Annotated in this window: 18 protein-coding genes; 10 read left to right on the forward strand and 8 right to left on the reverse strand. The window is 69.1% G+C overall.

Going from position 1 to position 22172, the window contains the following annotated elements; translation table 11 throughout:
* Positions 1-184: 184 nt before the first annotated feature.
* Positions 185-1735 carry a hypothetical protein gene (locus tag ACSQ2F_RS00755; protein WP_436018775.1) on the forward strand — a complete coding sequence of 517 codons (1551 nt, stop codon included), beginning with the start codon at positions 185-187 and terminating at the stop codon, positions 1733-1735.
* A gap of 81 nt (positions 1736-1816) precedes the next feature.
* On the opposite strand, the gene ACSQ2F_RS00760 is transcribed toward ACSQ2F_RS00755, so the two are convergent.
* Genes ACSQ2F_RS00760 through ACSQ2F_RS00770 form a run of 3 tightly spaced genes read right to left on the reverse strand, consistent with a single transcriptional unit; the run spans position 1817 to position 5960 of the window.
* Complete coding sequence (locus tag ACSQ2F_RS00760; RefSeq protein ID WP_436018777.1) at positions 1817-3559, reverse strand: acetyl/propionyl/methylcrotonyl-CoA carboxylase subunit alpha; 1743 nt, start codon at positions 3557-3559, stop codon at positions 1817-1819.
* Positions 3556-5193, reverse strand: a complete 1638-nt coding sequence (locus ACSQ2F_RS00765; RefSeq protein ID WP_436018779.1) for a 5-oxoprolinase/urea amidolyase family protein — start codon at positions 5191-5193, stop codon at positions 3556-3558. Before ACSQ2F_RS00765 ends, ACSQ2F_RS00760 begins: the two co-directional genes overlap by 4 nt.
* A gap of 2 nt (positions 5194-5195) precedes the next feature.
* Positions 5196-5960, reverse strand: coding sequence for a LamB/YcsF family protein (locus tag ACSQ2F_RS00770; protein ID WP_436018781.1), 765 nt, complete (start codon positions 5958-5960; stop codon positions 5196-5198).
* Positions 5961-6167: 207 nt separating this feature from the next.
* Here ACSQ2F_RS00770 and ACSQ2F_RS00775 point away from each other — a divergent pair, with 207 nt between their 5' ends.
* The 4 genes from ACSQ2F_RS00775 (at position 6168) to ACSQ2F_RS00790 (ending at position 9933) form a co-directional block, all read left to right on the forward strand.
* The gene (locus tag ACSQ2F_RS00775; RefSeq protein ID WP_436018783.1) at positions 6168-6854 is read left to right on the forward strand and encodes a GntR family transcriptional regulator; all 687 of its coding nucleotides are present in this window, start codon (positions 6168-6170) and stop codon (positions 6852-6854) included.
* A 256-nt stretch (positions 6855-7110) separates the two neighbouring features.
* Positions 7111-8076, forward strand: coding sequence for a TRAP transporter substrate-binding protein (locus ACSQ2F_RS00780; RefSeq protein WP_436018785.1), 966 nt, complete (start codon positions 7111-7113; stop codon positions 8074-8076).
* A 3-nt stretch (positions 8077-8079) separates the two neighbouring features.
* Positions 8080-8613: a TRAP transporter small permease gene (locus ACSQ2F_RS00785; RefSeq protein ID WP_436018787.1), complete on the forward strand. Its 534-nt coding sequence runs from the start codon at positions 8080-8082 to the stop codon at positions 8611-8613.
* Positions 8614-8622: 9 nt separating this feature from the next.
* Positions 8623-9933 (forward strand): TRAP transporter large permease, encoded by a 1311-nt coding sequence (locus tag ACSQ2F_RS00790; protein WP_436018789.1) that lies wholly within the window; start codon positions 8623-8625, stop codon positions 9931-9933.
* 299 nt (positions 9934-10232) lie between these two features.
* Here the strand turns inward: ACSQ2F_RS00790 and ACSQ2F_RS00795 are convergent, their stop codons facing one another.
* Complete coding sequence (locus tag ACSQ2F_RS00795; protein ID WP_436018791.1) at positions 10233-11411, reverse strand: extracellular catalytic domain type 1 short-chain-length polyhydroxyalkanoate depolymerase; 1179 nt, start codon at positions 11409-11411, stop codon at positions 10233-10235.
* A 226-nt stretch (positions 11412-11637) separates the two neighbouring features.
* Here ACSQ2F_RS00795 and ACSQ2F_RS00800 point away from each other — a divergent pair, with 226 nt between their 5' ends.
* On the forward strand, positions 11638-13446 hold the full coding sequence (locus tag ACSQ2F_RS00800) for a poly(ethylene terephthalate) hydrolase family protein (RefSeq protein WP_436018793.1): 1809 nt from the start codon (positions 11638-11640) through the stop codon (positions 13444-13446).
* A gap of 75 nt (positions 13447-13521) precedes the next feature.
* Here ACSQ2F_RS00800 and ACSQ2F_RS00805 read toward each other — a convergent pair whose 3' ends face one another.
* Positions 13522-13914 (reverse strand): RidA family protein, encoded by a 393-nt coding sequence (locus tag ACSQ2F_RS00805; protein WP_436018795.1) that lies wholly within the window; start codon positions 13912-13914, stop codon positions 13522-13524.
* A gap of 124 nt (positions 13915-14038) precedes the next feature.
* Here ACSQ2F_RS00805 and ACSQ2F_RS00810 point away from each other — a divergent pair, with 124 nt between their 5' ends.
* The gene (locus ACSQ2F_RS00810; protein ID WP_436018797.1) at positions 14039-15019 is read left to right on the forward strand and encodes a LysR substrate-binding domain-containing protein; all 981 of its coding nucleotides are present in this window, start codon (positions 14039-14041) and stop codon (positions 15017-15019) included.
* Here ACSQ2F_RS00810 and ACSQ2F_RS00815 read toward each other — a convergent pair.
* Positions 14973-15845 (reverse strand): glycosyl hydrolase, encoded by an 873-nt coding sequence (locus ACSQ2F_RS00815; RefSeq protein ID WP_436018799.1) that lies wholly within the window; start codon positions 15843-15845, stop codon positions 14973-14975. The two genes, ACSQ2F_RS00810 and ACSQ2F_RS00815, sit on opposite strands and share 47 nt — an antisense overlap.
* A 313-nt stretch (positions 15846-16158) precedes the next feature.
* Here ACSQ2F_RS00815 and ACSQ2F_RS00820 point away from each other — a divergent pair, with 313 nt between their 5' ends.
* Positions 16159-16971, forward strand: coding sequence for a crotonase/enoyl-CoA hydratase family protein (locus tag ACSQ2F_RS00820; RefSeq protein WP_436018801.1), 813 nt, complete (start codon positions 16159-16161; stop codon positions 16969-16971).
* 106 nt (positions 16972-17077) lie between these two features.
* Here ACSQ2F_RS00820 and ACSQ2F_RS00825 read toward each other — a convergent pair whose 3' ends face one another.
* Both ACSQ2F_RS00825 and ACSQ2F_RS00830 read right to left on the reverse strand, forming a co-directional pair.
* Positions 17078-17719 carry a DUF4142 domain-containing protein gene (locus ACSQ2F_RS00825; protein WP_436018803.1) on the reverse strand — a complete coding sequence of 214 codons (642 nt, stop codon included), beginning with the start codon at positions 17717-17719 and terminating at the stop codon, positions 17078-17080.
* A gap of 32 nt (positions 17720-17751) precedes the next feature.
* Entirely contained in the window at positions 17752-19143 is a 1392-nt protein-coding gene (locus ACSQ2F_RS00830) for a hypothetical protein (RefSeq protein WP_436018805.1), read from the reverse strand.
* Between the two features lie 109 nt (positions 19144-19252).
* Between ACSQ2F_RS00830 and ACSQ2F_RS00835 the strand changes: the two genes are divergently transcribed.
* Both ACSQ2F_RS00835 and ACSQ2F_RS00840 read left to right on the forward strand, forming a co-directional pair.
* Positions 19253-20020, forward strand: a complete 768-nt coding sequence (locus ACSQ2F_RS00835) for a GntR family transcriptional regulator (RefSeq protein ID WP_436018807.1) — start codon at positions 19253-19255, stop codon at positions 20018-20020.
* A gap of 149 nt (positions 20021-20169) precedes the next feature.
* Positions 20170-22164: a carboxylesterase/lipase family protein gene (locus ACSQ2F_RS00840; protein ID WP_436018809.1), complete on the forward strand. Its 1995-nt coding sequence runs from the start codon at positions 20170-20172 to the stop codon at positions 22162-22164.
* Positions 22165-22172 lie beyond the last annotated feature (8 nt).

Raw genomic sequence — 22172 nt, forward strand, 5'->3', positions numbered from 1 at the left:
GACGGCCGTGCTACAAACGACGGCTCGTTCGCACGCCCGCCATGCAAAGGTGTCCGGCTTGCGCGACGGATCGCCCCGCGTTCGCCGTCAGACATTCCATCCGCGCGTGTCGCACCGCCGCGCGTCAACCTCACCACCCCGCCGGACTTGCGCGAGCCGGCGCCTCTCTGCCGCTCATGTCTTGATGTACTTCCCCTGCCGATTCCTTCCCCAGGTGCTCATGCCGTCGCTCCTGTGCCTCGCCGCTTGCGCGGCGTCCGCCGCCCCGGCAGATTTGGCGCCCGAGCGACGCGCCTACCCCGAGCGCCGCGAGGCCGCCCTGGAGTTCAACTGGACGCCGCTCGGCATGCCGGCGGGAGAACGCACGGCGTTGCTGGGCGGCACCTACATGGTGGCGGTCAATCCGGACTGGGGCTTTGGGCCGTCGGTCTATGCGGGCGCGCAGGGCGACCACGGCGGCCTGTTCACCGTGGGGGTCACGGCGCAACGGCGGTGGCGGCTTTCCTCGTCACCGTGGTTCGTTGCGGCGGGCCTCTATGCCGGTGCGGGCGGCGCAACCCATGCGAAGGATGCGGACGCCGGGGGCGGGCTCATGCTGCGGCCCGAACTGTCGCTGCGCCGCGCCTTCGGGCCGGTGTACGCCGGTCTGGGTGTGGCCCACGTGACCTTCCCGAGCGGCAACATCCGCGACACGCAGTGGACCGTCGTCATTGGCCGGTCCGACAACTTCCTCAGCTTCCTGCCCACGCACGCCGGCATGCCGGGCCGCGCCGACGGGCGCCTCGGTCTCAAGTTCGATGAGATCAGCCTGAGTGCAGGCACCGAAACCTTCCGCGAAGGCAGTCGCCGGCGCAATGGTGCGCCGCTGACGGGTCGCCTCGACAAGGCCGGCGCGGACCTGCGCCGCTACGTCGCGCCGGGCCGGTGGTGGGGCATCGAAGCGTCCGGCGCGGCCGGTGGCGACGTCAACGGCTACATGGAACTCCTGGCCAACGCGGGCGCCGACTGGGGCATCTTCGGCGAGCAACTGCGCGTCGGCGCCCAGCTGTCGGCCGGCCTGGGCGGCGGTGGTGTCATCGACACCGGCAGCGGCTGGCTGCTGCGCGCCGGGCCGACACTGCGCTGGATCACCCCGTGGGGGCCGACCCTGCGCGCCGACGCGTCCTACCTGACCGCGCCCGGTGGCCACTACCGCTCGGAGCAACTTCGGCTGTCGCTGTCGCTGCCGCTGGAGAGCGCCGCACGGGCACGTGCGCCGCATTCGTTCCTGGACGGTACGGTGCGCGAGATGGCCTGGTACGTGACCACGCCCCACTTCCTGAAGCTGCGCTTCGAAGACGGGAGCGAGGATGGAGTGACGGGCCTGGGTCTCACCTTCAACCGCGACCTCGACCGCACCTGGTACGGCACGGCACAAGCCGGCAGCGCCGCGTGGGGCAGGGCCGGAGGCTTCTCGTACGGTCTCGTCGGTCTCGGCGCCAAGACATCCCGGATGAACGGCGTGCGCTTCGGCATCGAAGGTCTCGCCGGCGCGGCGGGCGGCGGCGGCGTCGACGTGCGCGGCGGTGCGATCGCCGGTGGCGAAGCGTGGGCCCAGTGGGAAGGGATCGTGCGCAAGGACCGCCTGCGGCTGAAGGCCGGCATCGGGCACCTGCAGGCGCTCGGCAATGGCGGACGTGGTACCCCGGTGGCCTCGTTGTCCGTCGGTTGGGCCTTCGGCACGCTAGCCCCCTGACGAGCGCGTCGCGCGAAGCCCGAGTCGGTCGGGCCCAGCGCGTGCCGAGCCGTCTCGTGCGGCCGCGCACTTACCTGCGCGTCAGTCGTCCGGCGTGATCTCCGCGATCACCGTGCCCGCGGCGACGTAGGTGCCCGCGGGCACTCTCTGGACGAGTCGTCCACCGCGGTGGGCGTCGACCGCGGTTTCCATCTTCATCGCTTCCATGACCGCGACGGTCGCCTTGGCGTCCACCGTGGCGCCGTCCTCGACCTGCCAGACGAGCACGGTGCCGGCGATCGGCGCCACGAGGTCGCGCGAATCGGCCGCGGCCGCTGGCGCCGCATCGGCGGGGTGCGCCACGCGGCTTCCCGCGCCGGCGGCCAGGCCGCCCAGCCATGCTGAGGGAAGCCCGAGCATCACGCGGCGGCCGTCGATTTCGATGGGCAGGCGAGTGAGTGGATCGTCGGTCGGGGCGGGCGCCTGGAAGGGCACCTCGTCATTGACGAACTCGGTCTCGATCCAGCGGGTGTGGACCTTGAATTCATGCTCACTGACGAAGTCCGGGTGGGTCATGACCGCGCGATGGAAGGGCAGCACCGATGCGAGCCCTTCGATGCGAAATTCCTTCAAGGCGCGGCGGGCGCGACGGATGGCCTGGTCCCGTGTGGCGCCGGTGACGATGAGCTTGGCCATCAGCGAGTCGAACGCGCCGGGCACGGTGGACCCGGTGCGGACGCCCGCGTCCACGCGGACCCCCGGCCCGGAGGGCGGGTCGAAGCGATGGACCGGGCCGGGAGAGGGCAGGAAGCCGCGGCCCACATCCTCGGCGTTGATGCGGAACTCGAACGCGTGGGCGATGGGGCGCGGGGTCTCGTGCACCGACAGGGGCAGGCCGTCCGCGATGCGGAGCTGCTCGACCACGAGGTCGACACCGGTCGTTTCCTCGGTGACGGGGTGCTCGACCTGGAGCCGGGTGTTGACCTCGAGGAAAGAGATGGTGCCGTTGGCACTCAGCAGGAACTCCACGGTGCCGGCGCCCACGTAGCCGGCATGACGGCAGATGTCGCGTGCCGACGTGTGGATGCGTTCGCGCTGCGCATCGGTCAGGAAGGGCGCGGGGGCCTCTTCGACCAGCTTCTGGTTCCGCCGCTGCAGTGAGCAGTCGCGCGTGCCAAGGACGACGACGGCGCCGTGCGTGTCGGCGATCACCTGGGCCTCGATGTGGCGGGGCTTGTCGATGAACTGTTCCACGTAGCACTCGCCGCGTCCGAAGGCGGCCGTGGCTTCGCGCACGGCTGACTCGAAGAGCTCGGACACCTCGGCCTTGTGGCGCGCGACCTTCAGGCCTCGACCCCCGCCGCCGAAGGCGGCCTTGATCGCAATGGGAAAGCCATGCTGATCGGCGAACGCATGCACTTCCTCGGCGCTGCCCACGGGCCCCGGCGTGCCGGCCACCAGGGGCGCGCCGACTTCACTGGCCAGCCGTCGTGCGCTCACCTTGTCGCCCAGGGCGGCGATGGCGTCAGGCGGCGGGCCGATCCAGAGGAGGCCAGCCTCGAGCACGGCGCGCGCGAAGGCGGCGCTCTCGGAAAGGAACCCGTACCCGGGGTGGACGGCGTCCGCACCGCTGCGGCGGGCGATGGCGATGAGCTTGTCGATGCGCAGGTAGGTGTCGGCCGGACGGGTGCCCTCGAGGGCATGCGCCTCGTCGGCCATCCGAACGTGCACCGCATCGATGTCCGGGTCTGCGTAGACGGCCACGGACGCCACGCCATGGTCGGCACAGGCGCGGATCACACGGACGGCGATTTCGCCGCGGTTGGCAACAAGCACTTTTTTCATGGCGCAGCCGGTGAGGAAGTTGAAAGGACGGCGAAGGGGCGCAGGGGCCTGAAGCGCACCGCCGTGCCGATGGGAATCTGGCCTGCCAGGTCGAGGTGGTGCGGGGCCACCGCCGCGATCACCGGATAACCGCCGGTCAACGGATGGTCGGCCAGGAAGAGCACGGGTTGCCCGTTCGGCGGCACCTGGATGGAGCCGGGCAGCGTGCCTTCGCTGGGCAGCTCCAGGTTGTGGGTGCGCGTCAGTGGCGTGGCGCCCGACAATCGCAGGCCGACGCGGTTCGATTGCGGCGTGACCACCCAGGGCTGGGTGCAGAACCGCTCCACCGACTCGTCGGAGAACCAGTCCGTGCGTGGCCCCATGACCACGTCCAGTACGACGTCCTGGCCCGCCACGGGCAGCGCCGGCGAGGGAGGCTCCGGCGTGCCGACTGTCCCGTGCCGGAGGGGCGCGACCCCGACGGCCTGTCCCGCTGTGACGACCGGTGGACCGATGCCGGCCAGCGTGTCCGTGGACACGCTTCCGAGCACGGGGTCCGCGATCAGGCCGCCGCGCGCGGCCAGGTAGGACCGCACCCCGCGGGCTGGCTCGCCGAGGCGAAGGCGATCGCCGCTGTCCAGGGCGATCGGGTGGCCCCGCCACGCAGGCCGTTCACGGCCCGCCGCGGACGTGATGGTGATCGGGCCGTCCGCACCGGACACACACACCACGCAGGCGCCTTGCACCGTGACCTCGAAACCTCCGCCGACGATTTCCAGGACCGGGGCATTCACCGCGTTGCCGACCACGCGGTTGGCGGACCGCAGCGCCGCCTTGTCGAGCGCGCCGGAAGCCGAGACGCCCTGTGCCGCCAGGCCGGGCCGTCCGCCATCCTGGAGCAGCGTCTGGATCCCGACGCGGTTCATCACGAGCGTGGCGCTTGACTGCGCCATCGCGCCGTGGGGGAGGGGGTGAAAGGCGGGCAGCTTGGCGGGCGTAACGGGCGGCTCCCCCGCGGCGGGCCGGCCCGCGCTGACCACGCGGCGCCGCGCCGCGTCGATGAAGCGGACGCGGTAGCCCGGTTGAAGCAGCGCCGGGACGTCACGCCCCATGTCCCACATGGAGGCGGTCGTCGTGCCGATCAACTGCCAGCCGCCCGGGCTTTCCTTCGGATAGACCGCGCTGAATTCACCGGCCAGCGCCACCGACCCGGCAGGCACCCGCACGCGCGGCGAGCGCCGACGCGGGACGTCCAGTCCGGCCTGGGCGCTCAGGTACGAGAATCCCGGCGCGAACCCGTTGAACGCCACCGTGTACAGCGCCGCCCCATGGCGCTCGACCACCTCCCGCGGGGAGATGCCCAGCAGCGCCGCCACCGCGGGCAGGTCTTCGCCGCGGTAGTCCACCTCGATCTCCACCAACGGCGCGTCCTGCGCCGCCTCGAACACGAGCGTTCGGTGGGACACGTTCTCGACGATCGCGGCCGGCGTCAGCAGCGAGGGCTCATAGCGGATGAGCATCGTGCGCGCGGCCGGGACGAGCTCCGTGACGCCCGGCAGGGGGTGGGCCCGGAACGAGGCCAGCAAGGCCATGGTCTGCGGCAGGTCGTCCAGCTCCACGAGCAGTGCATCGAGGCTGGCGGGCAGGAACCGCATGGTCACGGCGTGCCCACGAAGCTCTTCAATGCAACGCCTTCGCGGTGCAGCGCAGCCCGCACCTCACGCGCCATCTGCACCGCGTCGGGCGAGTCCCCGTGCACGCAGATGGATTGGGCGTCGAGGCGCAGGTCGGTGCCATCGATGGCGGTGATCGCGCCCTCCTTGATCAGCCGCACCATGCGTTGGGCGATCAGCGCCGGGTCGTGCAGGACGGCCCCGGGTTGGCGACGCGAGACCAAGGCGCCATCGGGCTCGTACGCCCGATCCGCAAACACCTCGGCGACGACCGTGAGGCCCTTGTCCCTCGCCCAGCCGAGCAACGGCGAACCGGCCAGTCCGACCAGCACGAGCGTTGGGTCGATCGCAAGCACCGCCTCGATGACGTCCATGGCCTGGCGCGCGTCGTGGGCGATGGTGTTGTAGAGGGCGCCGTGCGGCTTGACGTAGCGGACGGTGGTGCCCGCCGCCGTGGCCAGGCCCTGCAGGGCGCCCACCTGGTACATGACGCCGGCCCGCAGGTCGTCGCTTGCGATATCCATGTTCCTTCGCCCGAAGCCGACCAGGTCAGGGTAGGCCACATGGGCGCCCACGACCACGCCCCGCTCCCGCGCCTTGCGCACGGTGGCCAGGATGCCGGCCGGGTCGCCGGCATGGAATCCGCACGCGACGTTCGCGCTCGTCACGACGTCGAGCATCGCTTCGTCCTCGCCCATGGCCCACGGGCCGAAGCTCTCACCCAGATCGCTGTTCAAATCGATGTGCATGCTGTCGCCGGCGGTGGAGGGAGTCGCTCGCCAGGGAATCTGGGCGCGGCTAGGCCGGCACGATTCTCTGATGCGATTGATCCACGATCAAAATGGATTGTTGAACAATCTAAGGAATGATATCACCGTGAGCTATCCTGTCGAGCGTTACGCCGACTGCCGCCTTGAACAATGCGAGGCTTTCTTGCCGACTACCCCCTCCCCCCTATGAAAAGTCCCGGTTCCCCTGCGGAAACGCTCAGCGAACGCGTCGGTGAACAACTTCGGCGCCAGATCACCGAGGGGGTCTTTGCGCCCGGGCAGCGCCTGTCTGAGCAGGCGCTCAGCGAATCGCTGGGCGTCTCGCGCAACACCCTCCGCGAGGCTTTCCGGGTGCTCGCCAAGGACGGCCTCGTCAAGCACACCCCCAACCGCGGCGTGTTCGTGGCGGTCCCGAGCATCGCGTCCATCATCGACATCTACCGCGTGCGTCGCCTGATCGAATGCCAGGCGCTGGCGCAGGCCTACCCGCGGCACCCGGCGAAGAAGCGGATGCGCGCCGCGGTGGAAGAGGCGCTGCGCCACCGGGACGCCGGCGACTGGGCGGCGGCGGGAACGGCCAACATGCAGTTCCACATGGCCGTCGTCGAATTGGCCGACAGCGAGCGGCTCAATCAGATGTTCGCCCCCGTGCTGGCGGAGCTTCGCCTGGCCTTCGGGCTGCTGCAGGACCCCGAGTTCCTGCACGCGCCCTACGTCGAGATGAACGTGAAGCTGCTCGAAATGGTCGAGGCGGGGGACTACGCTCGCGCAGCGACCACCCTCCAGGAATACCTCGCGCACTCTGAGCGGATCGTGCTAGCGGTCTACGCGCGCCGGATGGCCGAGCAGGAGCACGGCGTGGCGCGGCCCTGAGGCGAAAGCGGCTGTCCGTCGGCAGCCGCACCGACCCACCCCGGACGGCCGCTGTCGACCGCCAGCGAACCGCCCGCTTCTGGTTCGCTTGTGCCCCGTGTTGGCGCAGCAGCCAGCCGGCCACCCGGCTTGGGTGCATCGGGCCCTAGAGTTTTCCCGTATCCCTGGGATTGTTGAACAATCTAGACTGGCATACCTATTGCAAAGGTCGGTTTGTTCTCTTCAATCCTGTTTCCAGTCGTCATACGGGGGCCCTATGTTCAAGAATGCTCTGCTCGTGCTTGCGGCCGTGTCCGCCTCGTCCGCTGTCCTCGCCCAAACCAAGTGGGACCTGCCGTCGGCCTATCCGGTCACCAACTTCCACACCGAGAACCTGAATCAGTTCATCGCGGACGTGGACAAGGCCACGGGTGGCAAGCTCAAGATCACCTCGCATGCCAATGCCTCGCTCTTCAAGGCGCCGGAGATCAAGCGTGCAGTCCAGAGCGGCCAGGTGCAGGCGGGCGAGATCATCCTCGGCAACTACGAGAACGAGAACCCGATCTACGGGCTGGACGGTGTGCCATTCCTCGCAACGGGTTACCCCGCGGCGCTGCGCCTGTACAAGGCCCAGCGTCCGGCGCTCGAGAAGCTGCTTGCGGGCAGCAACCTGCGCCTGCTCTATTCGGTGCCATGGCAGCCGCAGGGTGTCTACGTCAACAAGGCGCTGGCAAGTGGCGCCGATCTGGCCGGCCTGAAGTGGCGTGCGTACAGCCCGGCCACCGCGCGGCTCGCCGAACTGGCCAAGGCCCAGCCCGTGCAGATCCAGGCGGCGGAGCTGAGCCAGGCGCTGGCCACCGGGGTGGTGGACTCATACATGTCCTCGAGCTCGACCGGCTATGACTCCAAGACGTACGAACACGTCAAGTACTTCTACAACACGAAGGCGTGGCTGCCCAAGAACGCGGTGCTGGTGAACAAGCGGGCGTTCGATGCGCTGGACAAGCCGACCCAGGAGGCCGTCCTCAAGGCCGCCGCCGCAGCCGAAGAGCGTGGCTGGAAGCTCAGCGAAGAGAAGAACAAGTGGTACCTCGAGCAGCTGGCCGCCAAGGGCATGACGGTGTCGGAGCCGCCGGCCGCACTCGCCGCCGACTTCAAGAAGATGGGCGACCTGATGCTCGTCGACTGGCTACGCAAGGCCGGGGACGACGGCAAGGCGATCGTCGACGCGTTCCGGAACTGACCCATGCGCGGCATCCTCGACAGGCTCTTCTCATGGGCCTGTGACCTCGCTGCGGCGTGCGTGCTGGCCGTCTTCGTGCTGATGATCGCCGCGTCCGTCGGGCGCATGCTCGGCTGGCGCGTCGGCGGCATCAACGACATCGTCGCGTGGCTCAGCGCGGGGGCCGCCTTCCTGGCGATGGCGCACGCGTTCAAGCAGGGTGACTTCGTGCGGGTGACCCTGATGCTCGAGAAGCTCGGCCCCAGAAGCCGGCGGCTGTTCGAGATGCTGTCGCTGTCCATCGCCGCGGTGTCGAGCGCCTACCTCACCTACTGGGCGGCCGCCTCGACCTGGGACAGCTACCAGTTCAACGACATGGCGGGTGGGCTGGTGGTCATTCCGCTCTGGATCCCCCAGCTGAGCTTCGTTCTGGGCGCGTTCCTCCTCTGCCTCGCCATCCTCGACGAATGGGTCCGCGTGTTGCAAGGACTGCGCCCCACGTATGTCGCGCTGGTGGAAGAGCGCCACGCGCGCGGCGACTTTTCCAACGACGTTTAAGGACGCCACATGTTGCTATCGGTTGGCGGACTGTTGTTGATCGCGATGCTGGTGCTGTTGGCCAGCGGTGTGTGGATCGGCATCACGCTGGGCATCACGGGGTGGATCGGCCAGGCGCTGTTCACCAGCACCCCCCCGGGGATGAACCTCTTCTCGGCATTCTGGGAATCGAATGTTTCCTGGGAGCTGGCGGCACTGCCCTTGTTCGTCTGGATGGGCGAGATCCTGTTCCGCACCAAGCTGTCCGAGCAGATGTTCGAGGGACTCGCGCCGTGGCTGAGCCGCGTGCCCGGGCGCCTGATGCACACGACCATTCTCGGGTGCGGCGTGTTCGGTTCCGTGTCGGGCTCCTCCGCCGCCACCTGCGCCACGATCGCCAAGGTGGCGCTGCCCGAGCTCAAGCGGCGAGGCTACAACGAGCAGCTGGCGCTGGGTTCGCTCGCGACTGCAGGAACCTTGGGCATTCTCATACCGCCGTCGATCACGATGGTCGTGTACGCCGTCGCCGCGGACGCGTCGATCATCCGGATCTTCCTTGCCGGGTTCATCCCGAGCGCGATCCTGATGCTGCTGTTCAGCGGCTACATCGCCTGGTGGAGCGTGCGCAACAAGCACCTGATGCCGCCGGCGGAGCCGCGCTACAGCCTGGCGGAGAAGCTGCGCTTGAGCGCCGCGCTGATTCCCTGCGTTCTGCTGATCGTCTTCATCGTGTGGGTGCTCATCGCCGGCTGGGCCACCGCCACGGAGTGCGCTGCCTACGGCGTTCTCGGCGCGCTGGTGATCGCCGCTGCCGGCGGCAACCTGACCTGGGAGAACTTCAAGGCAGGCCTCGTGGGGGCCACGCGCCTGTCGTGCATGATCATGTTCATCCTGGCGGGTGCGGCCTTCCTCACGAAGACGATGGCCTTCACCGGCATTCCCCGAGAGCTTGCGGAATGGGTGAACTCGATGCACCTGAGCCCGTACGCGCTGATTGCCGCCCTCGTGGTCGTCTACCTCGTGCTCGGCACCGCACTCGACGGCATCTCCATGATCGTGCTCACGAGCGCCGTGGTGCTGCCGATGGTGCAATTGGCCGGCTTCGACCTGATCTGGTTCGGCATATTTGTCGTGCTGCTGGTCGAGATCGCCGAGGTCACGCCTCCGGTCGGATTCAACCTCTTCGTGCTGCAAAGCATGACGGGCAAGGACAGCAACACCATCGCTCGCGCGGCCCTTCCGTTCTTCGCCTGCCTGGTGGTCTGCATCGCCGTCATCACCGTGTTTCCGGAGGTCGTCACCTGGCTTCCCAACTACGTGATGGGACCGGAGAAGAAGTGACGGCCTCGTCAGGGAACGGCGAGTGTCCGGGCATCCCTCGAGTTCACGGGCAGGCGGCCGGGGGGGCGCGCGTCCCCTCCGGACGACGCCGACGCGGGCGCCCGGGATCGGGCCGACCAGCACCATCGCCGATCGCTGGCTGCGCATAGCGGAGACGGCGGGCGCTGCTCAACGCGAGGGCACCAGCGGGACGTGCCGGATGTCGCGGGAACGAGCGCCCAGCTTGTTTCAAGGCAGTGGAGGCGATGTCGCCGAGCCGGCAAACCTCCGGGCCGCCCGGCCGGATGTTGCGCGGCGCGTCAGCTGCTGGTCGGAATAGAGATCGCCGCATGGGCGCCGAGGAAGAAGCGCACGAGTTCGGCAGAGGCGTCCGGCCCCGAGTGATCGACGAACGAGCCCGCTGGATCTCCGCCCGCCCAGGCGTGACCACCGCCATGAATCACCCATTCTTCCACCAGCGGGTGGCCGAGCGGATCACACACCACCGCGACCGTGCAGCGCCGGCCCCCGCGCTCGAAGGTGGTGGCGGGTGGGCGCTGCAGACGCGCGCCGCTGTGCTCGTGGGCTGCCACCGCCTGGCCGGCGATCGTGGCGCCATTGAGGATGTTCACCGTCGCGTCCGCATCGCCATGGATGACCATCGTGCGGACGGCCCGCGCAGGGGTGCCGTGAGCGCGCGACGCCCCCCGCGACTGCATCGCCGCGAAGGCGGAAGGAATGTCATGCGCCGCGCCCTTGGGCAAGCCCGAGTGCGCGCCAACGGCGGCAAACACCTCGGGATGGGTCTGGCCCAGGATCACCGCCATCGCGGCGCCGGCCGACAAGCCCGCCACGTACACCCGGTCGAGATCGACCGCGTGGGTCGCCGCGACGTCGCTGATGATGGCGGCGAGGACGCCGGGCTCCTCGCCGTCTGGATGCTGTTGCGTCGGTTCGAACCAGTTCCAGCAATTCGATCCGTTCGCGCGTCGGGTTTGCTCGGGGTAGACGACGTAGAAGCCATGCCGCTCGGCCAGGGCGTTCATGCGGGTGCCGGCGGCGAAATCATCGGGGTCCTGCTTGCATCCGTGCAGCATCATCACGCAGGGGAGCGGGCGGCCGGCCTGTGCTGCGGTGGGCACGTAGAGCCGATATCTGCGGCTGCCGCGCGGGCTACTGTGCTGCTCCCAGAGAAAGCGGCCGGGCAGATCGTGCCGTGAAGCCGGGACGGCGATGCCCTGCTCGGCGTACGGGTGCTTGAACCGCAAGTCGGCAGGCGATCCGGGCGTCAATCCGGCAGCGCTGAGCGCGCTGGCGATGACGCCGTGGACGTCCACGCCGCCTGGCCGGTGGGTGGGATGCAGGCCGGCGGCGGTCAAGGCCTGCTGGATGGTGTCGGCGATGTGTGAGGGGTTCATTGCTGATCCGTGGGCTATGTTGCAGTGCAGCAATGATGCGCCCAAATCGCCAAACGCGCTTCCCGAGGCGGTGTAGGACATGCCCGGGTTGGAACCTGGTGCCGCGTCCCCACATGAGCGCCGGCCGGCGTCGCGCCTCGGCGAGGTGGCCGCTGCCGTACGTATCAGGAACCCGCAGAAGTATCGAATGGTGTGAAGCAGTTCACGGATGGCGGTCTGGCGCCTACAGTCCGCCGCGTCCCTTGTTTTTGAACGTCCGTGCAGCATGTGCCATCGCCGCGGCGTTCAGCCTTGAACGGAGTTCCTGATGACGACCCCATCCCGGCGACGGTTGCCCGCGCTCGCACTCTCGCTCCTTCTCGCCGCTTGCGGAGGCGGTACCGAACCGCAAGGCGGCACCCAGGCCGCTGCGCCAACAAGCGCTGCCGCCGACGAGGCGATCGAACACGAGGCCGATGAAGCCGTGGCGACCGATACGTCGACCGCCAGCGCGGCCGCGGCAAGCGCCGATGCCATGGTGTCGGCGCATCCCGGCGTGCCCTCGGTGGGCACCGCCTTCGAGGCGCGCGGCCCCTTCACGGTGAGCGTGCGCCGCGGGCCCGAGCACACCTACTACTACCCGACGGCCGGTGCCACCGGCGTGCGTCACCCGGTGGTGCTGTGGGGCAACGGCACCGGCACATCGCCGAGCACCTATGACGGCCTGCTCCGCCACTGGGCGTCCCATGGTTTCATCGTGGCGGCGGCCAACACGACGAACCCCGGAAGCGGCGCCGAGATGCTGCGCGGTCTGGACCAGCTGGTGGCGTTTGACACCACGGCCGGCGATGCCTTCTTCGGTCGGGTCGACACGACACGCGTGGCCGCCAGCGGCCATTCGCAAGGCGCCTATGGCGCCGTGGCTGCCACTGCGGATGCGCGCGTGACGACGGCCGTGCCGATCGAGGGAGGGGGCCTCGCCCGCGGAGCGCGGGCCAGCGTACTGTTCCTCGCCGGCGGCGCGGACAACATCGTTCCGGCGGCGAATGTGCGGCGCGCGTACCAGGCCATCGGCGCCGCGCCCGCCGTCTATGCCGAGCTCAAGTCGGCTACCCACTTCACCGCGATCAACACCGCGGGTGGGTTCCGCGGGCCCGCGACGGCCTGGTTGCGCTGGGCCCTGGCCGCCGACGTGAATGCGGCGCCCACCTTCGTCGGCAGCAACTGCGGCCTGTGCGGCTCCGCCGACTGGGTGTTCGAGCGCAACGGCGCCTTCCAGACGGCGAACCCCGGCGCCGGCGCACCGGCCACGCCGGTGCCGCCCGTGACGCCGCCCACCCCGCTCCCTCCGGTGGATCCGGCCCCGACCAACCCGCCCGCGGTGCCGGGCGGCCTGCCGTCGGTGGGAACCGCCTTCGGCGCACGCGGCGCATACGCGGTCAGCGTGGTCCGCGCCGCCGAGCACACCTACTACCACCCGAGCGCGATGGGGGCCAACGGCTTGCGCCATCCCGTCATCCTCTGGGGCAACGGCACGGGCACGACGCCAAGTGCCTACGATGCACTGCTGCGCCATTGGGCGTCGCATGGCTTCATCGTGGCGGCCGCCAACACCAGCAACGCCGGCAGCGGTGCAGAGATGCTGCGCGGCCTCGATCAGCTGACCGCATTGAATGCCACCGCCGGCAGCCCCTTCCAGGGCAAGGTGGATCTGTCGCGCGTCGGCGCGAGTGGCCATTCGCAAGGCGGCTTCGGTGCCGTCGCCGCCGCCCGCGATCCGCGGGTTCGCACCGCCGCGCCGCTGCAGGGTGGCGCCTATTCGGTCGGCAGCACGGCCAGCATCCTGTTCTTCGCCGGCCAGAACGACACCATCGTGTCGCCGACGCTCGTGCGCAGTGCCTACAGCCGTGCGTCGCGAGCGCGCGCCGCCTACGCCGAGCTGCAGGGCGCCACGCATTTCGAAGGCACCTACAACGGAGGCAACTTCCGCGCGGCGGCCACCGCCTGGATGCGCTGGCAGTTGGCCGATGACGCGCAGGCAAAGGCCCTGTTCACCGGCGCCACCTGCGGGTTGTGCACGGCGCCCACCTGGGTGTTCGAGCGCAACGCGCAATTCCAGAGCGCGTGGCCTCGTTAAGCGGCAATGCCCGCCGCGCGCCGGACCGCCGCAACCGGTGGTCCGGCGCCGGTTTCCACACGACCGGCGGGGGTGCTAGGCCGGCAGCTTCGCAATCACCTTGATCTCGAACTGGAAGCCGTACAACCACGTCACGCCGACGGCCGTCAGCGTGGGATGGGGTGCAGCGCCCCAGTAGTCCGGAAGTACCTTCCAGATGGCGTCCATCCTGGACTCCGGGTCGACGATGAAGAGGGTGACGTCCACCACATGGTCGAAGCTGCAGCCGGCCGCGGCCAGCACGGCGTTCAGGTTGTCGAACGCCAGGCGCATCTGCGCTTCGAAGTCGGGTTCGGGCGAGCCGTCCTCGCGGCTGCCGACCTGGCCGGAAACGAAGAGGAAGCCGTCGGACCGGATGGCCGGCGAGTAGCGGTTGCGTTCGTAAAGGGCCCGGCGTCCTGCCGGGAACACCACATCACGCTGAGACATCGATGGACTCCTGTTGTTGATCGATGAGGTGACTGTAGGCACACGTCCCCGGCCGATAAACGGGCAGGTCCACCTTTGACTGTTTGTAGAATCCAAACAATCAAAGGGCGGCGACGGAGGCGCGATGGATCGGTTCGACGCGATGCAGGCATTCGCGCGCGTGGTGGAGACCGGCAGCTTCACCAAGGCGGCGGCCACGCTGCACATGAGCAAGACGAGCGTGACGCAGCTCGTGCAGCAACTCGAAGCCCGGCTCAGGGTGCGGCTGCTCAACCGGACGACGCGGCGGGTGAACGTCACGGCCGATGGTGCCGCCTACTACGAGCGCGTGCTGCGGCTGCTGGCCGACATGGACGACGCCGAGACCAGCCTGTCCAACGCGTCGAGCGCGCCCAGAGGCCGCCTGCGGGTCGACGTGCCGAGCCCGCTCGCCCGCTTCATCCTGGTTCCGGCCCTGCCCGAATTCCACCGCCAGTACCCCGAGATCCAGCTCGACCTCGGCGTGAGTGACCGCATGATCGACCTCATCGGGGAGAACGTCGACTGCGTGGTGCGCGGTGGTGCGCTCTCCGACCAGTCGCTCATCGCCCGCAAGGTCGGCGACCTGCAACTGCGGGTCTACGCGGCGCCCGACTATCTGGCCCGCTCGGGCAAGCCTTCACACCCGGGCGAGCTGGAGGGCACTCACCACCGCGTGGTCGGCTTCCTCTGGTCGCGTGCCGGCAAGCCCTTTCCCTACGCCATGCGACGCGGTGACGAACAGGTGCTCGTGCACGGCCGGTACGTCGTGTCGGTCGACGATGGCAATGCCTACCTGGAAGCCGGTCTGGCCGGCCTGGGCGTGCTCTGGTTGCCTGACTACATGGCGCGCATCCCGCGAGCCCGCGGCGACCTGCTCCCGCTCTTCGAAGGGTGGCAGCTGGAGCCCATGCCGCTCCACATCGCCTTCCGACCGAACCGGCACGTGAGCGCGAAGCTGCGGGTATTCATCGACTGGGTGGCATCGCTGATGGCCGAGCACGCCCCCGTGGTGCGGCCCGCGCCCGGTGCCGAACCGGTCAGCCGCCGTACGGCAACGACAGGTAGTGGCGGCCAAGTTCCGTGAGTTCCCCCTTGGCGCCGAGCAGGCTGGTGTGGTGCACGTCGTTCGCCCATCGCCCGGTGAACCAGGCGTAGCGGAACACATCGGTGCGTCGCTCGCAGGTGGCGACCATCGCCGTCATCTGCGCCTTCTGCTTGGCGATGCTGTCGATCTGTGCACCATCGGCCTGGCTGTGCCAGTTGGCGAACTCGGTCACCCAGAATGGTTTGCCGTACTTCAGCAGGCGATCAAGCTGATCGCCGAGCCCATAGTCGTACCAATGGAAGGCGAGGTAGTCGATGCGCGGGTCGCGGTTGCCGTGGCTGGACCGGTAGGCCGCGTAGAAGGCGTCCAGCCAGACCACCGGATCGGCGTAGCCCGCCAGCGTGCCCCAGGTCATCGCCGGACCAACGAGTTGCACGCCCGTCCTGGTGGCGAGCGCTTCGTAGCGTGGCCACAGCGCTGCCGCGGCAGCGGGCGACATCACCGCCTGGTCGTTCAGGTTGGGTTCGTTGAGGAGCAGCAGGTACTTGACCGTCGGCCGCGCCTTCAGTTCGGCTTCGATCGCCGCGTCGTCGAAATCGCCGTTCCAGAGCATGGGCTGGAAGTCCATGGCGTTGGCCTGGGCCGTGTCGGGCGAGAGGGTCGTGCGGGGGCTCCAGTTGTACCACCAGCTAAGGCCCGGGGCGAGGGCCGCCAGGTCGGCGGCGTCGCGCAGGTCGTAGGCGATGCCGCGCTTGGCGCTCTTGCCGGCGGGCGGCGTACCGGTGGCAGGCGAGCCACCGTCCGAACCACCGCAGGCGGTCAGCGGGAGGCTGGCAGCGAGTGCAAGCACATGCCGACGTGACACAACGGAATCCGTGGAGGAACCGGACTGGACGTCCGCGGGGAACGCTGGCTCGGGGCAGGGCGTCGGAGAGGGAGGAAAGGAAGAGTTCACGGAGGCGGAGCGTAAGCCTGAACGTTGTCTGGAATCGATTCCAAGTGTGTCTGCCCGGGCCAATCGCGGAATCGTGCACGGGCGGTGTCTCGTCCGCTGCGGAATTCCAGGCGTCCCGGACCCCGGACAGGTGACACGCGGGCGACGTGCCGACAGGTCAGCGCCCGGCAGAATGTGCCGTCGAACGGGCCGCAATCGGGCGGCGAACTACCACGGAGAAGCCATGAGCAACAGCGAAGAGCGGGTGCGGGTCACGGTGAACGAGCACGGGGTGGCGGAGGTGGCCATGGTGCGCGCCGACAAGATGAACGCGATCGATGCGGCCATGTTCGAAGCGCTCAACCGGGCCATCCTCCAGCTCCGCGACCACGCCGGCTTGCGTGCGGTCGTGTTGCATGGCGAAGGCCGCGCCTTCTGCGCCGGCCTCGACATGGGACGGTTCCAGCAGATGGGCGAAGGCAAGACGGCCGGCACGCTCGGTGCCGACCTGCTGGACCGCACCCATGGGCTGGCCAATGCCGCGCAGCACGTGGGCTGGGGCTGGCGCGAGCTGCCGGTGCCCGTCATCGCGGCGGTGCAGGGCGTCGCTTTCGGAGGTGGCCTGCAGATCGCTCTCGGGGCGGACGTCCGCATCGTCCATCCGCAGGCCCGGATGTCGGTGATGGAGGTGAAATGGGGCCTGGTGCCGGACATGTCGGGCTGCGTGTTCATGACGGAACTCGTGCGGGCCGATGTGCTGCGCGAGCTGACCTTCAGCGGCCGCATCGTCGAGGGGGTGGAGGCCCAGGCCATTGGCCTGGCCACCCGCGTCGCCGAAGACCCGTTGGCCGAGGCCCGTGAGTTCGCGGCCCGCATCGCGGCGTCGAGCCCCGATGCCATCCGTGCGGCCAAGCGCCTGCTCAACGGGGCCTCACCAGTGAACGCGAAGGACGTGCTGCTGGCCGAGGCGCATGAGCAGAAGGCCTTGATCGGCAGCCCCAACCAGCGCGAAGCCGCGCTGGCCGGGTTGGAAAAGCGCGCGCCGGTCTTCCGTTGAGTCGCGGCTGACGCCGGACGCCCACCGATCGACGCCCGCGGCGGCGCTTCCTTTCAGACCATACGATCGGGCCCGGCGCAGGCCCTTCTCTCTGCCGCCCGCACGCCTAGCGTGCAGGCGCGGGCGTGGGGTTGTCGTTGCGTGCGAGGCCCTGCGGCCCGGCCGCCGTCACCTCGGCGAGCAAGGCCTGCACATGCTGCAGGTGGCCCATGACGGTCGGCAGGGTCTCCTTGGCAAACGCCTGCACCGACGCCTCCTGCCCGTTCGAGATCACCCAGGTCAGCAGCAGCACCGTCTTCTGGTGGTCGACGAGTTGTGCCTGCAGATAGGCCGCATCGAAGGCCGAACCGCGCAGGCCTTCCAGACGCGACCGGGTGACCTTCTGGTCCGGATCCGGTTCGTTCGGCACAGCGATGTTGAAGGGCTTTGCCACCGCGGCGAGCTTGCTGCCCGCATCGTTGTGGTCCTTCACCATCTGCCGTGCGAACGCCTTCACCGCCGAATGGCTGGCCCGGCTGTCTGCCAGCTTTGCGGCGTCGACCTCGCCGGAGTTGCCCATGCCGAGCAGCTTGATGAAGAGGCGGTCCTGCACGTTGGGCTGGCCGCTGGCGGGAACGCCGGGTTGCGCCTCCACCGTGCCCGGCAGCATGCCGGCGGGGTTGCCGAACTGGGCCCGGGCCGGGGTTGCCGCGAAGGCGCTGGCGAGCAGTACCGCAACCAGTGCGGATCGGGAGAGTGGCGTGTGCATCGAGGGCTCCTGAAGTGGCGTGGCCATCGCGGTCACAGGGTGAGCAGGTAGGCGTTGAGGGCTTCCTTCTCCTGGGCCGTGAGCTTCAGGCCCAACACCAGGTTGAAGTACTCCACCGTGTCGGCAAGCGTCAGCAGGCGACCGTCGTGCAGGTACGGCGGCGAATCCTTGATGCCCCGCAGCGTGAAGGTCTTGATCGGCCCGTCGGGCAGAAGCACGAGGTCGTTGCTCACCTGCCCGACCTTGTAGAAGCGCTCGAGCTTCAGGTCGTGCATGTTGTTGTCGAGGAAGGAGGTCTGCGCCACGTGGCACTGCGAGCACTGGCCCTTGCCGAAGAAGACCTTCTCGCCGGCCAGTTCCTGTGCGGTCGCCACCTCCGGGTTCAACCGCCCGCGCCAGTCGAGCTTGGGTGCGGGCGGGAAGTCGATGATGTTCTGCATCTGCGCCATCATCGCCACCTGGTTCGTCCGGTCGGGCAGGTGCGGGCCCTTGCGCGTGGCGCTGACGTGATCACCGTTGAAATAGGCGGTGCGCTGCTCGAACTCGGTGAAGTCCTCGACCGAGCGCAGCGAGCGCTTGGAGCCGTGGATCTGCTGGTTGAACATGCCGCGCAGGCTCGTCGTGTCCAGGCGGAACCGGGCGGCCTGGGGCCGCACGTCGGGCGTGAGGTGGAAGGCGCCGTTGCTGTGGAAGTTCGTGTGGCAGTCCAGGCAGGCCACGCCCATGCTCTGGTGGGCGACCTTGCGGTCCTCGGTCTGGTTGAACTCCTCCTGCGGGAAGGGCGTGAGCAGCAGGCGCAGGCCTTCCATCTGCACCGGCGTGATGATCCCGTTCATCATCTCGTAGAAGTTGCGGATGGTCAGTGCCTGGCCGCGCGATACATCGCCCAGCTCCGGGTGGGTGGTGAGGAAGATCGGTGCCGGGAACTCGGGAGTGAAGTGATCGGGCAGGTCGAAATCCACGTCGAAGCGGCGCAGGTCGCGCTGCTCCTGCTGCGCGATGACGTCGATCTGGTTTTGCGGAAACACCTGGCCGCCCGTGGCCTGTTTCGCGTGAGGCAGGGGCTTGAAGCCCTCGGGCAGCAAGTTCTTCTCACGGATCTCAGCCGGGCTCATGCCGGCCAGCTTGTCCCAGGTCATGCCGGCCGGCAGCTTTACCCGCACGCCACCCTGCACGGCACGGCGGCCGCCCGACATCATCACGCCAGGCACGGGCTTGTTGGCGAGGTCGTAGCGGCTTTCCAGCAAGGCCCTCTGGCGCTGCATCACCTTGGGTTTGGCCGCTTCGTCCATGCGCTTCACATCCGAGAAGGGCTGGGTGGGCAATGGGCGGTAGGTCATGTCGGCGGGCAGGGGGTCGGCCTGCACGGCAGCAGCCAGGGCCGCAACTGCGGCCAGGGCGAGGCACGAGAGGGATCGGTTCACGGTGCGTCTCCTTGTGGCGAAGTGAGCGCGCCGGGCAACCGGCGTTCCTGATGACGGGACCGTGCAGTCCGTCCCTTGCACCGCCGGGCCGGATTGCTACATTGCGCGCATGACCACCGAGCCGCCTCCCGCCGTCCTGTCCGGCAGCCTCCAGGACCGCATCCGCCTGGCGGTCGAGCGGGAGATCCTGTCGGGCGAACGCCCGCCGGGGAGCGCCATCGACGACCGGGAGCTGGCGTCTCGATTCCAGGCGTCGCGAACCCCTGTGCGCGAAGCCTTGCTGGTGCTGGCGGCCCAGGGGCTGGTGCAGATCGCGCCGCGCTCGGGCATCTACGTGCGCCGGGCCAGCGTGGCCGAGCTGGTGGCCACGCTCGAAGCCGTGATGGAGCTCGAGGCGGTGCTGGCCGGCATGGCGGCACAGCGCGCCGGCAAGGAGCAACGCGTGGCGCTCGAAGCCGCGCTCGAGGCGGCCTCCGCGTGTGCGCAGGCCGACGACCTCTCCGGCTATGACAAGGCGAACATGGCCCTGCATGAAGCGATCTACGGCGCCAGCGGCAACCCGGTGCTGGTGGACACGGTCCGTGGCCTGCGGCGTCGACTCTCCGTGTACCGTCAGCGGAGCACCCATCATCCGGGCCGGCTGACGGCGTCGGACGCCGAGCACCGTGCCATCGTCGCCGCGATCATGGCCGGAGACGCCGGCGAAGCCGCCGCCTGCATGCGCCTGCACATCAACCTCGGGGGCGAGGCCATGGTGCGCCTGGTGCTTGCTGCGCATGCACTCGGCACGGCCGGTTCGCCCGCACTGGACGCACCGTTGCGCCGCACCGCTCGTCCGCAGCCTGCTGCGCCGCGGCGCGCGAAGACGCGTCCCTGAGCATTCGGACGCCGGGCGGACGCTAGCCGTTTTACGTCCGATGCCTGATCGTTTGACCCGATACCGGTGTCGCCTCGCTTCTGAAAAATATCAGATGCGCGAATAGATACATCAAAAACCGAACGACTCACCGAGACAGGAGCCCGCCCATGCCTTCAAGACTTCGAGCCTCGCGGCGCTTGGCACGTCCTTCGCGCCGCACGACCGCGGCGTGGTTCCTCGCGCCCATGGTCGCGGGCATGGTGGCTTGCGGTGGGGATGACGTGGTCGAACAGACCGGCACCTTCGGTCCCATCCCCGTGGCCGGGCTCGAGGTCTCTGGTGCGCAGACCGGCGCGCAGCAGACGGACGCCGGGGGCAACTTCCGCCTGCAGGCCGGTGAGCGGCTGCAGTTCAGCATCGGCCGGATCGCCTTGGGCGCGGCCGCGGCCACCGGGCTGACCAGCGCCTTGACCATCACGCCGGAGGCAACCGCGGCCTCCGATCGCCGGGTGACCAACAAGCTGGTGCTGCTGCAGGCGCTGGACGCCGACGGCAGCCCGAACAACGGCATCCAGATCCATGCTGCCGCTCGCGCCGCCGCGGCGACCCTGCCGACGCCACTGGACTTCGACCAGGAGTCGGCCGCCTTCCGCGCCGCTCTTTCGCCGCTGCTGGCGGCGATCGAGTCCGCCGGCGGATTCTCCGACCCGGACCCGCGGCCGCGCAGCGCGCCCTCTGCCGTGGCGGCGCTGGAGTTGTTCCAGCGCGCGGCCAGCCCGCGTCATGAGGTGACCGTCGCCACCGGCACGCTGCGCGGTCATCAGTCCACTGCGGGGACATGGCAGTTCCTCGGCATCCCCTACGCGAAGCCCCCGGTGGGCGAGCTCCGGTGGCGGCCGCCGCGGGCGCCGGAGGCCTGGACGGGCGTGCGCGACGCGGTGGCCTGGGGCGACCAGGCCGCGCAGAACCCGGCGCTCGAGCGCTTCGGAGAAGGCGGCATGAGCGAGGACAGCCTGTACCTCAACGTGACCACGCCCAAGACGGCGGCGAAGCTGCCGGTGATGGTCTGGTTCCATGGCGGGGGCTTCACCTCGCTCACCAGCAACACCAAGGCCTTCAACAACCCGGCCGGTCCGGTCACGAAGGACGTGGTGCAGGTGTCCGTCAACCACCGGCTGGGCCCGTTCGGCTACATCGCTCATCCCGCGTTGAGCCAGGAATCCGGCTATGGCGGTTCGGGCAACTACGGGCAGATGGACCTCATCATGGCGCTGAACTGGGTGAAGCAGAACATCGCGAGTTTCGGAGGCGACCCCGACAACGTCACCATCTACGGGGAGTCCGGGGGAGGCCGCAAGGTGCTTTCGTTGATGGCGTCGCCCCGCGCCGCGGGCCTCTTCCACCGCGCCATCAGCCAGAGTGGCACGCTCATCCCCGACACCCGCAGCCTGGCCGCAGCGGAAGCGATCGGCACGACCCTCGCCACGAATCTCGGCGCCACGACGCTCGCCGAGATGCGCGCACGCCCGTGGACCGAGATCGCCGCCGCCGCGGCGACGCTCGTCCCCTACACCAACGTCGACAAGCACTACCTGCCGGACACCGAGCGGGTGAGCTTCGAATCGCGGCGGCACAACGACGTCCCGTTCATGATGGTCGTGAACACCAATGACACGCCGGATCCGATCGCCACCGTCAGGAACGTCCTGCCCTGGATGACCACCCACAGCGCGCAGCCGCACTACGCGGCCCTCTTCAGCCACGTGCCGGCCGGTTGGCGGGCCCAGGGCCTGAAGACCTACCACGGCGGCGAGCTGACCTACGTCTTCAATGCGCCGGAGAGCGTGGTGGCGCACTTCCAGCTCAATCTCGTGATCGACCCGGCCACCAACGCGCGGCTCGTGGTGGGCGACCTGAACGGCAACGGCATCACGGGCTCGGCCGGCGACAGCGCCGACGTGCTGGCCTCCGCCGGCTACGACGCCACCGATGCGACGGTGGCCGACACCACCATGACGCTGTGGACCTCGTTCGCCCGCACGGGCAAGCCGAGCGCCGCGTCACTGGCCGACTGGCCGGTCTACACGCCCGCCAGTGATGCGTACGTCGAACTGGGCGCCACGCCGGTCCCGCGCACCGGTCTGTCCGCCGTGTTCCCCTGAACCCCACA

Origin of the sequence: Rhizobacter sp. LjRoot28 (assembly GCF_964253025.1) — a bacterium.
Lineage (GTDB): Bacteria > Pseudomonadota > Gammaproteobacteria > Burkholderiales > Burkholderiaceae_C > Rhizobacter.

Excerpts from the sequence above, each read along its gene's own strand:
- ACSQ2F_RS00755 (WP_436018775.1), top strand. The coding sequence starts at position 185 with ATGTACTTCCCCTGCCGATTCCTTCCCCAGGTGCTCATGCCGTCGCTC.
- ACSQ2F_RS00760 (WP_436018777.1), bottom strand. The coding sequence starts at position 3,559 with ATGAAAAAAGTGCTTGTTGCCAACCGCGGCGAAATCGCCGTCCGTGTG.
- ACSQ2F_RS00765 (WP_436018779.1), bottom strand. The coding sequence starts at position 5,193 with ATGCGGTTCCTGCCCGCCAGCCTCGATGCACTGCTCGTGGAGCTGGAC.
- ACSQ2F_RS00770 (WP_436018781.1), bottom strand. The coding sequence starts at position 5,960 with ATGCACATCGATTTGAACAGCGATCTGGGTGAGAGCTTCGGCCCGTGG.
- ACSQ2F_RS00775 (WP_436018783.1), top strand. The coding sequence starts at position 6,168 with ATGAAAAGTCCCGGTTCCCCTGCGGAAACGCTCAGCGAACGCGTCGGT.
- ACSQ2F_RS00780 (WP_436018785.1), top strand. The coding sequence starts at position 7,111 with ATGTTCAAGAATGCTCTGCTCGTGCTTGCGGCCGTGTCCGCCTCGTCC.
- ACSQ2F_RS00785 (WP_436018787.1), top strand. The coding sequence starts at position 8,080 with ATGCGCGGCATCCTCGACAGGCTCTTCTCATGGGCCTGTGACCTCGCT.
- ACSQ2F_RS00790 (WP_436018789.1), top strand. The coding sequence starts at position 8,623 with ATGTTGCTATCGGTTGGCGGACTGTTGTTGATCGCGATGCTGGTGCTG.
- ACSQ2F_RS00795 (WP_436018791.1), bottom strand. The coding sequence starts at position 11,411 with ATGTCCTACACCGCCTCGGGAAGCGCGTTTGGCGATTTGGGCGCATCA.
- ACSQ2F_RS00800 (WP_436018793.1), top strand. The coding sequence starts at position 11,638 with ATGACGACCCCATCCCGGCGACGGTTGCCCGCGCTCGCACTCTCGCTC.
- ACSQ2F_RS00805 (WP_436018795.1), bottom strand. The coding sequence starts at position 13,914 with ATGTCTCAGCGTGATGTGGTGTTCCCGGCAGGACGCCGGGCCCTTTAC.
- ACSQ2F_RS00810 (WP_436018797.1), top strand. The coding sequence starts at position 14,039 with ATGGATCGGTTCGACGCGATGCAGGCATTCGCGCGCGTGGTGGAGACC.
- ACSQ2F_RS00820 (WP_436018801.1), top strand. The coding sequence starts at position 16,159 with ATGAGCAACAGCGAAGAGCGGGTGCGGGTCACGGTGAACGAGCACGGG.
- ACSQ2F_RS00825 (WP_436018803.1), bottom strand. The coding sequence starts at position 17,719 with ATGCACACGCCACTCTCCCGATCCGCACTGGTTGCGGTACTGCTCGCC.
- ACSQ2F_RS00835 (WP_436018807.1), top strand. The coding sequence starts at position 19,253 with ATGACCACCGAGCCGCCTCCCGCCGTCCTGTCCGGCAGCCTCCAGGAC.
- ACSQ2F_RS00840 (WP_436018809.1), top strand. The coding sequence starts at position 20,170 with ATGCCTTCAAGACTTCGAGCCTCGCGGCGCTTGGCACGTCCTTCGCGC.